General features: G+C 38.4%; 8 protein-coding genes and 2 pseudogenes. 3 read left to right on the top strand and 7 right to left on the bottom strand.

From position 1 onward, the window contains the following. The first annotated feature begins 202 nt into the window (after positions 1-202). Positions 203-1087 carry a helix-turn-helix domain-containing protein gene (locus tag IGI69_RS05700; RefSeq protein ID WP_375836791.1) on the top strand — a complete coding sequence of 295 codons (885 nt, stop codon included), beginning with the start codon at positions 203-205 and terminating at the stop codon, positions 1085-1087. 73 nt (positions 1088-1160) lie between these two features. Here IGI69_RS05700 and IGI69_RS05695 read toward each other — a convergent pair whose 3' ends face one another. Beyond that, a complete protein-coding gene (locus IGI69_RS05695; RefSeq protein ID WP_438740000.1) occupies positions 1161-2723 on the bottom strand; it encodes a polysaccharide deacetylase family protein in 1563 nt (520 codons plus the stop codon). 234 nt (positions 2724-2957) lie between these two features. Between IGI69_RS05695 and IGI69_RS05690 the strand changes: the two genes are divergently transcribed. Beyond that, a complete protein-coding gene (locus IGI69_RS05690) occupies positions 2958-3632 on the top strand; it encodes a CPBP family intramembrane glutamic endopeptidase (RefSeq protein WP_413155640.1) in 675 nt (224 codons plus the stop codon). A 78-nt stretch (positions 3633-3710) separates the two neighbouring features. Here IGI69_RS05690 and IGI69_RS05685 read toward each other — a convergent pair. The 3 genes and pseudogenes from IGI69_RS05685 to IGI69_RS05675 form a co-directional block, all read right to left on the bottom strand. Then, positions 3711-5255, bottom strand: a pseudogene (locus IGI69_RS05685) (MucBP domain-containing protein); the annotation flags it as partial. A 143-nt stretch (positions 5256-5398) separates the two neighbouring features. Then, positions 5399-6561 (bottom strand): annotated as a pseudogene (locus tag IGI69_RS05680) (IS3 family transposase). A 40-nt stretch (positions 6562-6601) separates the two neighbouring features. Continuing rightward, the gene (locus IGI69_RS05675) at positions 6602-7549 is read right to left on the bottom strand and encodes a SpaA isopeptide-forming pilin-related protein (protein WP_438739997.1); all 948 of its coding nucleotides are present in this window, start codon (positions 7547-7549) and stop codon (positions 6602-6604) included. A 639-nt stretch (positions 7550-8188) separates the two neighbouring features. On the opposite strand from IGI69_RS05675, the gene IGI69_RS05670 reads away from it, so the two are divergent. Then, positions 8189-8803: a helix-turn-helix domain-containing protein gene (locus IGI69_RS05670; RefSeq protein WP_431406116.1), complete on the top strand. Its 615-nt coding sequence runs from the start codon at positions 8189-8191 to the stop codon at positions 8801-8803. 45 nt (positions 8804-8848) lie between these two features. Here IGI69_RS05670 and rfbB read toward each other — a convergent pair whose 3' ends face one another. The 3 genes from rfbB to IGI69_RS05655 form a co-directional block, all read right to left on the bottom strand. Beyond that, positions 8849-9793: a dTDP-glucose 4,6-dehydratase gene (rfbB, locus tag IGI69_RS05665; RefSeq protein WP_413153500.1), complete on the bottom strand. Its 945-nt coding sequence runs from the start codon at positions 9791-9793 to the stop codon at positions 8849-8851. A 151-nt stretch (positions 9794-9944) separates the two neighbouring features. Continuing rightward, positions 9945-10817: a UTP--glucose-1-phosphate uridylyltransferase GalU gene (galU, locus tag IGI69_RS05660; protein ID WP_086338432.1), complete on the bottom strand. Its 873-nt coding sequence runs from the start codon at positions 10815-10817 to the stop codon at positions 9945-9947. 21 nt (positions 10818-10838) lie between these two features. Then, positions 10839-12005 carry a nucleotide sugar dehydrogenase gene (locus IGI69_RS05655; protein ID WP_431406117.1) on the bottom strand — a complete coding sequence of 389 codons (1167 nt, stop codon included), beginning with the start codon at positions 12003-12005 and terminating at the stop codon, positions 10839-10841. Positions 12006-12008: the final 3 nt, after the last annotated feature.

Below are 12008 nucleotides of genomic sequence, written 5' to 3'. Positions count from 1 at the left end.
TGAGAAAAAAGCGTGAGAACGAATCGTTCTCACGCTTTCTTATTATTTCACGCCCTCTCTGGGTGCACATTACCGCGAAACATCCTTCCATCAAATCAGAAGCGGTCTGAAATATAAGACCTTTTTAATTTCTACACTGGACTTGTTTTACTATAATGGGGATACATGATTTCATTAATTCAATGAGAGCGGAGGCTTTCTTATGTATGGCGAAACGATCAGACAAATCCGATTGAAAAAAGGCTTCACCCAAAAAGAAGTCTATGGCACGATTATTTCAAAATCCTATGCCATCGAATTTGAAAAAGGCAAGCATCAGATTGCTGCCAACCTGCTGTTGCAAATCTTAGAAAATCTATCAATGGATATCGATGAATTTCTCTATATCGCTAATGGCTATCGGCTGGATGAGCAAAACAGCTACAACCATCGGTACACGCAATATTCAAACAAGCACGATATCTACCAGTTACAAATTCTATTACAGGAGCTGCAGCAAACCTCTAGCCGACTGAACAAGGTCCGCATCGCGGAGGTTCGCTCACGGATTCGCATGCTGCAATGCTTGGCAGAGCATGGCGTCTATCGGAAACGTGCGGTTTTGGAATGTGATCGTCAAACGATTATCTCCTATCTCGTTGATGTTGAGAGCTGGACGTTACAAGAAATCCAACTCTTTGGCAACACCATCGATCTTTTGGACAACGACCATAATTTCCTCTTCTTCAAAAAAGTATCCAAGATGCTCGAATACTACATCGATATGGAAAAAGGACGGGAAATCTATTGCGCACTACTGATCAATTTGATCGAATATACGCTAAAACACCAGCAATACGATGCGACGGAGGTTCTCGTCGTCCAATTAAAACTTTTGGCGACAGACTACAAAGAATTTTTCCACCAAGCCGTCTGCAAGTTTTTCCAAGGCGTGTTGCTCTTAAGAACCGGTGACAAAAAAGCAGGAAAAAGGATTACCACAAAGATGTTAGCTATCATGCGAGAATTGGATCAAGGTGCCCTTGCCGATGATTTTGCTTTACTGCTGGATGATGACTACCTCCGAGCATTTGCCTCCTCCGAGTGATAAAGCGGCAACTGCAGCGTTCGTTTAATAAAAAAAGGAAGTGATGATTGCCGTCACTTCCTTTTTTCAGCTATTAGCTAACGCTGCGTTCGTCTGTCGCCCCAAAGTATTGATACATTGGTTTTTGGCTGCCATTGAGCAATTGATCGACCGTCACAAATTCATAGCCTTGCGCTTTGAGTGCTTTGATAATGCCCGGCACGGCTCGAACAGATTTCGGATGAATATCATGAAGCAAAATAATCGATCCATCGTAAACATTGTTTTGGACGACCTTCAAAATCTTGTTTGGATCTTTTAGCTTCCAATCCTCGGTATCAACACTCCATTGAATGATCGATTTTCCTGCCGCTTGGGCGCTTTGCTGATCGATCGCCCCATATGGCGGGCGCAAATTCTTAGGCAAGACCCCTGTCGCCTGATAGATGGCTTTGTCCGTTTTGGTTATTTCCGCTTTGACCTCCTCTGGCGACAACGTATTTAATTGGGGATGAGAATAGGAGTGACTGGCAATTTCATGCCCTTCCTCATGGACTTTTTTCGCGACTTCAGGGTATCGATCCACCATTTGGCCTAATTCAAAAAACGTTGCCTTCACATCATTGTCTTTCAAGATTTTTAAGAGATCCAATGTCGAAGTATCATTTGGTCCATCATCAAAAGTCAACGCAACATATTTTTTGTTTTCGTCTAACATCGCTTGTTGCTCTTTCAATTGATCCGCATTGACAAGCTCTGGATCAATAAAGGGCGCAATCTCTTTGTAAGCCAAAGTGATCTCGGATACACCTGTTTGATTTTGCGGCAACTGGAGCGTTATTTTTTCAGGATCATAAGTAAATTTTGAATCATAGGTGATTCGGTCCATCCCCAAGACGGCATCAATGATTTTAGTCGGTTCTTTGGCTTGATCCAAAAGCTTTTGTTGAATCACTTGCTGGATTCCTAGCAAGCTGCCTTCATCTGGAACCAATTCTTTCAAGGATAATTCATTGCCGGTTTTCTCGGAAATAAAAATTGGATCGGCAACCACGCTATCCGCATCTTCAAACCGCCCAGTCTCCCGATTCCAAACATAGCTGTCCGCTTTTAAGGAATAGGTTGACACTTTTGATGCAACTGCTTGTGCTTGAATCCGAGCGATCGTAACGGTCTCTTTGTCGGCGTGCTTTTTGCATAGCTTGTTCGCCATGGTCGATAATTTCTGACTTGCATCCTTTACAGGGATGGCATTTTCTTCTTTTGGTCGGAAAATCAATTCTTTTTTGTCCCCATCAGACAATGTTTCAAGTTTTGCGGGAATTCCCTCTTTGGCCTGCTCTTCTTGGATCGACGCTAATAGCTTTTGTGCGGCAGCTTCATATTTTTCCCGTGCCAATGCTTCTTGCTGCTTCAAAGTAAAAGCGATATAGCCCCCAGTGGCGATAATGACGATTGTCAGCAGCGTCATCAATGAAAAGAGATACTTGCGATGGGTTGGCTTCTTTTTAGAAACTTGACGATTGGCGGTTGGCGTGCGTCTTGTCGTTCCCGTTGTTTGCTTTTGATGTGATTCGACCCTCGAAATAGGTGCTTGTTTTTCAGAAGTCGCTTCTCTATGTTGTGAATTATTTGAATCATTGCTTGATTTCTTCATAAACATTCTCCCTCAAACATAATAACGTAAACAAAATGTAACATAAGCGTAATAATATTTCAACAGTGTTACAGAGATTCTTATAAACTTCTCTTTTTGTTCATAAATTTTGAGAATTGTTCTTAGAAATCCTTTATTCTGCTTTTAAGAAAACCAATTCTGCCAAGTATGATATCGTGTTCACTGCTTTTTCTTTTTGTTTAAAAATAATGAGAGATATCTTTTTGTACTTTGATGTTTTTTCTGTTTATAATTCAGCATGTGGCAATTACTATGAAGGATGTGTTCAAAATGAAACACAAATCAGCAGTTTATTTATTCGTTCTTACCTTACTCATTGGGTTAACCTATCAATTACTTCCATATACCCCACTAAACGATTCCGTGTTATCGATCGTCGGTACCATCTGGAATCTGGTCTTCGCATTTAGCGCAGGGTATTTTCTCTTACGAGCAACCTTTTTGGAGCAGTTCAAACATTTTCGGTTTACCGTTTTATTGTGGGGTGTCCCTTTCGTCATTTTGACTGGCGTGTTCTTTTCCTTTATTTATGCCGCTATTTTTGGACAACCAACAACCAACTCGATCAGCGAAACCATCACTGTCCAAATGGTCTTTTTGCAAGTCCCCTTTATGCTGATGGGAGAAGAATTGCTTAGCACCAACCTCTTGTTGGCGTTGCAGAAAAGAGGCCTTTCATTTGCCTGGTCATCCATCATTTGCAGTGTGCTATTCGCTTTATGGCACATCCCAGCCTACGGCTTTCATCCAGCCCAATTATTGATCACCTTGATGCCTGCCAGATTGGCACTCAACTACGTTTGGAAAAAATCCAATAGCGTATGGGTCAGCTGGATCTGCCATTTTCTTTATGATTCCCTGGGATTCATTTCATTTTTAGGTAAATAAGCAACAAAAAGGACAGCTGAAGCCTAGCTGTCCTTTTTGATAGTTAGTAACGCCTTTCCCCAAGGGCTTACTTAATCACTATTTACGCTTTTTGAAATAAAGCCAGCTTGCCGTGGCGATAAAGAATAAACCAACTACAAACGGGAACAACGTCCCCTGCTCATCGGTCTGCGGCAATCTTTGTGCAGAAGCGCTTTTTTTCGAAACAACAGTCGCCGTTGGTTCTTTTTCTTTTTTATCAGAAATAATGGCGGTTGCTGCGTTTTCTTTTGTATAAACATACGTCACAGTTGCCTCTTCCTTACCAAATGTACCTTTGGCATTTTGCGGCAGCCGACTTTCGTCTACTATGTAGCCGTCGATTGTTAGTTGATATTTTTTTGTGCTGGTATCGTAAGACTCGCCCACGTTTCCACTGATCGTTTGTGAAGGATGAATTTCTTTGCCTTCTGTATCTACGTATTCGACCGTTATATCCGCTGCTGGTATCGGATTTTTTGTGTAGATGTAGGTGACGGTTTGCGCTGTTTCGCTAAATACACCTTTACTATTTTCTGGTAATTGGCTTTTATCTATGGTGTAACCGTCGATTTTTAGTTGGTATTGTTCTGTGCTAGCATCATAAGACTCGCCCACATTTCCACTGATAACTTGAGAAGGATGAACTTCTTTGCCTTCTGTATCCACATACTCCACTGTTACATCCGCTGCTGGTATCGGATTCTTTGTATACACATAGGCGACTGTTTGCGCTGTTTCGCTAAACACACCTTTAAGCTTTTCTGGTAATTGGCTTTCGTCTAAGGTGTAGCCTTCAATCACTAATTGATAGTTCTTCGTGCTGGCATCGTAAGACTCACCTACGTTTCCACTGATCGTTTGGCTAGCATGGATTTCGTTGCCTTCTCTATCTACATACTCGATCGTGACATCCGCTGCTGGTATCGGATTTTTTGTATAGATGTAAGTGATGGTTTGTGCTGTTTCACTAAACACACCTTTACTGTTTTTTGGCAATTGACTTTCGTCTAGTGTATAGCCATCGATCGATAGTTTATACTGATCTGCGCTTGCATCGAAAGAGTCACCCACATTCCCGCTAATCGTTTGGCTAGCGTGGATTTCGTTGTCTTCTAAATCTACATACTCAATCGTGACATCCGCTGCTGGTATCGGATTTTTTGTGTAGATATAGGTGACGGTTTGTGCTGTTTCACTAAAGACACCTTTAAGATTTTCTGGCAATTGGCTTTGATCTAGGGTGTAGCCTTCGATTGTTAGCTGATATTTTTCTGTACTGGCATCGTAAGAGTCGCCTACGTTTCCACTGATCGTTTGTGAAGCGTGAATTTCGTTGCCTTCTGTGTCCACATACTCGACCGTTACATCCGCTGCTGGTATCGGATTTTTTGTGTAAATGTAGGTGATGGTTTGTGCTGTTTCGCTAAATACGCCTTTACTGTTTTCTGGTAATTGGCTTTCGTCTAGGGTGTAACCGTCAATTGATAACTTATACTCATTCGTATTAGCATCATATGAAGCACCAATGGTACCAGATAAAGTCTTCGTTTCATGGATTTCTTGCCCTTGATTATCAAGATATCTGACAGTTACCTCTCCCACCTGCTCCGGATCAACTGGAATGGCAACAGTTTTTTTGACAAATTTTATAAGGTGCAGAACTTCCTTCCGTATGCTATTCCGATTGTCCTTGACAATGAGCCTCCTCGGATGTGACGATCTTCGGCAGGAGCTAACAGTTAAAGTTAGACTGCCTCGCTAGCGTTAGCACATCCGAGCTCATTATCAAGGATTCGCTGCGCCAATCTCTGGTTACGGTAACCAACCGGTGTCTCGTAGCCAAGTGTACCGTGCAACCGAAGGTGGTTCCACCAATTGACATAGTCAAATAACTCCAAATCCAATTGTTGTAAGGTTTCAAATGTGTATTGATAGACAAATTCTACTTTCAACGACTTATAAGTTGATTCAGCTACGGCATTATCAAAAGGACAGCCTTTATGACTCAATGATCGATTGATGTCAAAAGTTGTTAATAATTCATCAATAGCTTGGTTATCAAACTCTTTTCCACGATCAGTATGAAAAATCTCAACCTCTGTCAGAGGTTGTTTGATACGGCTAAATGCTTTTTTTACTAGAACGGCATCTTTATGTTCTCCACAAGAATAGCCGAGAATTTCTCGATTGAACAGATCCAAAATGAAACAGATATAATTCCATTTTTTCCCGACTCGTACATAAGTCAAGTCTGTTACGATCGCTTCTAATGGGTTGTCTCTTAAGAATTTACGATTCAATACGTTTGTCGTTTTGGCTTCATTGCAAGTAGAATGATGTACTTTAAAATAAGCAACAGTATAGCTCGATTTTAATCCTCTATTTTTCATGATTCTACTAATTTATCGTCGGCTGATCCGAATGCCTCGTTTTGATAAGGCTTTTTTTATTTTTCTTGAGCCGTAGGCCTTTCGGCTGCGGATAAATTCTTCAGCGACTACTTCTTCAAGTTCTGATTCGTCTTTCTTTGGTTTTGATTGATAATAATAGGACTGACGTGATAGACCTAATATTCTGCACATCGCTGATATAGGGTAAAGATGCTTATTCGCATCGATTACTTGTCTCTTCGTCCGAATATCAGCGCTGCTTGCTTTAAAATACCATTTTCCATTTCTAATTGCTGGTTTCTTTTACGTAGTTCTAACAATTCTTTTTGTTCAGGCGTAAGATTATCTTTTCCTTTGAATGAACCACTCGTTTTAGATTGCTTTACCCATTTGTCAAATGCTGAAGCCGTTAGTTCATATTCTCGAATGATTTCTACACGTGGCTTTCCAGCTAAGTAAAGATTGACGATTTGTTGCTTGAATTCTTGTGAAAAAGTTCTTCGTGTTCTCTTAGACATAAAAATTCCTCCTGGTATGTTTTCTTCTAGTCTACACACCTTAATTTTTCTGTCTAGTTAATTGTAGCCTATCCACAACAATGACATTCACTACATGTGTTGTATATACACTATATGAGGCTTGTCTAGCCATAAAAATTGCTACGTAAGTCCCCGGTTTGCTCGGATCAACATTTGTGTAGTACGGAAAGATCTGTGAGTCAGAAATACTTTTTTCTATGTTGCCGCTAAAATTTAACTTAAACGCCTCGATCCCTAATGCCTGTGTTGAGAAATCGAAGTTACTGTTTACAGGAATATGAATCGTATCGGGGCTATCTCCAAAAGCATACTCGCCTACAATTTGACGCTCATAAAGTGCCAATGTTTTGGTTTCTCCTGCTTGCAAATTGATAGAATTTCCAATCGATGTAAATGCGTAGTTCAATCTTTGATTCGTTGTACCCACTTGCTTAATAAAGTAGCCCCCTGAAGGAACCTGAATCGTTACCTTTCCTGAACTGTCCGTGACTAACAACGTCACTTCACCAGATGTCGAGGAGGTCAATGTGAAATAAGCGCCTTGGATTGGCTGGTTTGAATTACTATCTAAAACTTGAACCGTCAGTTGTGCATTGGCAGCTCTTGCAGACGACGGATCAACAGAAGAAGGGACATTATTTACTGTGTCTACAGCAGGTTCTTCTTTATTTTCTGATACGCTGATGGCTTCTTTACTGTCACTACTTGCTTGTGTTTGTTCGTTCTCAGCATCCACACGCGCTGAGGTCGTTGTTGTTAGCGTAGGATTTTCTACTTGAGAGGTAGCTTGTCTAGCATCCGCAGAAGCATTCGTATAATCAGATTGCACAGTATTCACTTCTTCCTGATCCACCTGCGGAGATTCTGAAAACACTTGGCTTTCCGCCACTACCTGAAATGCTGGCGTTACCACCGCAGCACTTAATAAGATTACTAAAGATAGAATAGACTTAAACTTCTTTTTCACAAACTTTCACCTTAACCTTCTTTTTCAAAATTAAAACCTTTTTATCCGAACTTTTTTTACGCCTGAAATTCAGTATAATTTATTGATTTTTAATTTACAAACATTTTTTATTTAGCGTATCATCCACTCCTATCAAAAGTTTTGTTTTGCGGACACATGAAATACCATTGAGCGTATGTTTACCTGATTCACTTGTCATCGCATTGCATCACCTCTTCAGAATTTTATAATTCAAGCACCCTCATCTTCAAGCAAATCCAGTGCAAATCAGCGCAAAGCTTCTTTGCATCCTTGTTTTATCAATGATTTCATTTTCAAAAAAAGGAAGCTATTTTTTTACTTAATCATGACTTTCTTTTTTCGAATGATTCGAGTAAGACTATCTTCTACTCTCAATATGTGCTATCTTTGAACATTTATCAGTTCATATATGACAATTGTTACCTATTACAGGTGAAGGATTCACTGAAAAAAATCGAGCAATTTCAGGAAATTTTTTAGGAATATCTGACATAAGCTCATTTAAATTTAATCTTTTAAGAACAAAGAAAAGAACTTGTGCATTTTTTCGTTAAATCGAGCTTTACAATTGTTTCTTTGAACCGCTTTATGATAGGATAGGTCAGAAGGAGCATTGAAATGACTATAGCTGAAAAAATAAAAGAGAGTCGCTTGAAATTAGGACTCACCCAACAAGAAGTTTCCGAAAAATTATTTGTTACTAGACAAACGATCTCAAATTGGGAAAACAATCGAAGTACCCCAGACATCGACACATTGATCAAATTAAGTGATCTCTATCAAATCGATTTAGAGTCACTACTAAAACCAGAACAATTAGCAGAAGAACCAGAAAGAATGAGCGAGGAGAAGAAACCAACCTTCCGCCTTCCTCTATACTTGCTAAATTTGACTGCAGTCGTCGCTTGCGTTTTCACCGACTTCTTAACACCTACAGGAACAATGACCCTATGGACAGCTGCTGCACATTTTTTGTTACTAGTTAACTTTGTCCTTTTATTCGGCTTTTTCCTCACAAAAAAAAGACCCCTCCCTGCAAAAACAATTGTCTTTGCATTAGGAAAAGGTCTGTTGATCTTAGCCATTATATTAGTTTTTACTCTTTGGTCGAATAAAGGAGCTTCCGCTGATGCGTTACATCTGATTGGCCATAATTATGGTCACTTTATCTATTTGACGTTTAAAGCAATCGCGGTGATTTATTTGTTTGATTGGCGGAAGTTTGAGATGTAAGCCAAGAAGGATTATCCAATGAAAGTCATGATCTTATATGCTATTTCAACTTTCCAACCGTTTGGCTTCAGAGTACCACTTTACAGTTTTAATTAAACCTTTTTCTAGGTTTGTTTTTGGTTTCCAGCCAAGTGATTCTATCTTTGATGTTTGCATGGCATAACGATAATCATGACCTAATCGATCTTCAACGAATTCAATCATGCGTTCATCATATGAGCATAAGTGACATAACTTCTTAACTAAAGCAAGATTATCAATTTCTTCATGGGCGCTAACATTATAGATTTCACCCGTTTTTCCGCACTCTAATACGATGAAGATTGCCCTACAAAAGTCTTCAACATATAGCCAGTCACGTTTATTCAAACCATTGCCATATACCGGCAATGGTTTATTATTGCTTATTTGATGTAACATCAACGGGATCAATTTTTCTTTGTATTGATTTGGACCGTAATTATTTGCTGCTCTAACAATATTGACATTCAATTCGTAGGTTTTATGATAGGACATAACAAGATGATCTGCAGCAGCCTTCGATGCAGAATATGGCGAACTAGGATTCAAAAATGTTTTCTCATCAGCATATCCTTCTGTTAAACTACCATAAACTTCATCCGTTGATATCTGTAGATATTTAATTTTGGATAATCTAGCACATTCTAACAAATTGGCAGTGCCAACTATATTGGTTTGAATAAAGTCTTCCGCATTTTTTATTGAATTATCTACATGAGACTCTGCGGCAAAATTTATTATACAATCAATTTTAAATTTTTGTATGGTCTTCATAACCAATGTACTATCTTTAATATTTCCCTGAATAAAATGGTAATTAGGTAATTGTTGGATTTCTTCTAAATATTCCAGATTTGCAGCATATGTCAATAAGTCTAAATTAACGATCGTACTTTCCGTTTTTTCAATTATAAATCTGATAAAATTACTCCCAATAAATCCAGCACCACCTGTGATTAATACGTTCAAGTTAGTAACCACCTTTCTCTATAATCAATGCTACCTGAGAAATATTCATTTAGAAACAGAATATCATATTACAATAGATACCATTTATATAAGCAATCTTCAATAATATTATAAATAAAAAGCAATCAGTTTCATCTGATTGCTTTTTATTTTATATTCGCTCAGCTAGCTCTTTGATATAACTCCGAAGTTCATCTTTGATTTCAGGATGTTTTAATCCATATTCAATGTTTGCTTCAACCATTCCTAGCTTGTCACCAACATCATAGCGTTTGCCTTTAAATTCATGAGCAAATACCCGTTGGATCTTGTTTAGTGAATCGATCGCATCAGTAAGTTGAATTTCATTTCCTGCTCCTGGTTCTTGATCTTCTAGTATTCCAAAGATTTCTGGCCGCAAAAGGTAGCGACCAATAATTGCTAAATCACTCGGAGCATCTGCAGGTGATGGTTTTTCGATAAATTCGCTCACGCTATATAAATCTTTTGCGGCTTCTTCACTGGGATTAATGATGCCATATTTTGACGTGTCTTCATGAGGAACTTTCATGACCGCAAGAGTAGATGCGTTTGTTTTCTCATAATTGTTGATCAGCTGCTTTGTTAATGGAACATCATCTTCCATAATATCATCTCCCAGCATGACGATAAATGGCTCATCGCCTACAAAAGCTTTTGCTTGGAGAACCGCATGTCCTAAACCTAAAGGACGTTTTTGACGAATAAAATGCAAATTGATTCCTGTCGTCTCTTCAACTAGTGCCAAAAGCTCTTTTTTCCCTTTTGATGATAGGTTTGATTCCAATTCAAAGTTTGAATCGAAATGATCTTCAATTGGACGTTTCGCTTTTCCTGTCACAACTAAAATATCTTCAATTCCTGAAGCAATTGCTTCTTCAACAATGAATTGAATCGTTGGTTTATCAACGATTGGTAACATTTCTTTTGCGATTGCTTTTGTTGCTGGTAAAAATCTGGTCCCTAACCCTGCTGCAGGAATAACAGCTTTACGAACTTTTTTCATTTTTGCCCCTCCAAAAGAATATTAGTTATCTCCAAAAATATCTCTCGTATATACCTTTTCTTTTACATCTTCGAGAATACCTTCAAAACGATTACTTACAATGATATCCGAAATGTCTTTAAATTCTTCAAAATCCTTAATCACCTTAGAATTGAAGAACGTTTCCTCGTTAAGGGATGGTTCATACACCACCACCTCGATTCCTTTTGCTTTAATACGTTTCATAATCCCTTGAATCGATGAATATCTAAAATTATCAGAATTAGCTTTCATTGTTAAGCGGTAAATCCCTACTACTTTAGGATTTTTCTCTAAGATTTGACTGGCAATAAAGTCTTTACGAGTAGAATTAGATTTAACGATAGCTTCAATGATATTGTTTGGCACATCTTCATAGTTTGCTAATAATTGCTTCGTATCTTTTGGTAAGCAGTATCCACCATAACCAAAAGATGGATTATTATAATGTGAACCAATACGCGGATCTAAACCAATACCTTCAATAATTTGTTTAGAATCTAAGCCTCGAACATCAGCATACGTATCTAACTCGTTGAAGAAAGAAACTCGTAATGCTAAATAAGTATTCGCAAATAATTTAATCGCTTCTGCTTCTGTTGAATCGGTTAATAAAACTGCTGTATTCTTCTCTACAGAATTCTCTAATAATAAATTAGCGAATTGTTGCGCACGTTCTGATTGCTCTCCCACCACAATTCTTGAAGGATATAGATTATCATACAAAGCTTTACCTTCACGTAAAAACTCTGGTGAGAAAATAATATTTTCCGTTCTATATTTCTCCTTTAATTCTTTCGTATATCCTACTGGAATCGTTGATTTGATGACGAATACCGCATCAGGATTAACTGCTAATCCTTTCTCAATAACATCTTCCACAGTTGATGTGTTGAAATAATTTTTCTTCTCATCATAATCCGTTGGTGTCGCAATAATGTTGAACGTACCGTGCTTAATAGCTTTCTCAAAATCAGTCGTAAATTCAACCGATAGTTCTTTGTTCTCTATAAAATCAATGACTTCTTTATCTTCAAGTGGTGATACTTTGTTGTTTAACATATTGATTTTTTCATGAACAATATCATAGGCAACAACTTCTTCATTTTGGCCTAATAGCAAGGCATTTGCTAACCCCACATATCCTAAACCAAATACTGAAATCTTCATAAT

This window comes from Enterococcus sp. DIV1083b (assembly GCF_051713705.1).
In the GTDB taxonomy this organism is placed as follows: domain Bacteria; phylum Bacillota; class Bacilli; order Lactobacillales; family Enterococcaceae; genus Enterococcus_D; species Enterococcus_D casseliflavus.
The sequence above is the reverse complement of the archived record's forward strand: the minus strand, read 5'-3'. Positions and strand labels throughout refer to the sequence as shown.

Coding starts and splice junctions, on each gene's coding strand:
- IGI69_RS05700 (WP_375836791.1), top strand. CDS start 203: ATGTATGGCGAAACGATCAGACAAATCCGATTGAAAAAAGGCTTCACC.
- IGI69_RS05695 (WP_438740000.1), bottom strand. CDS start 2,723: ATGAAGAAATCAAGCAATGATTCAAATAATTCACAACATAGAGAAGCG.
- IGI69_RS05690 (WP_413155640.1), top strand. CDS start 2,958: ATGTTTTTTCTGTTTATAATTCAGCATGTGGCAATTACTATGAAGGAT.
- IGI69_RS05670 (WP_431406116.1), top strand. CDS start 8,189: ATGACTATAGCTGAAAAAATAAAAGAGAGTCGCTTGAAATTAGGACTC.
- galU (WP_086338432.1), bottom strand. CDS start 10,817: ATGAAAAAAGTTCGTAAAGCTGTTATTCCTGCAGCAGGGTTAGGGACC.
- IGI69_RS05655 (WP_431406117.1), bottom strand. CDS start 12,005: ATGAAGATTTCAGTATTTGGTTTAGGATATGTGGGGTTAGCAAATGCC.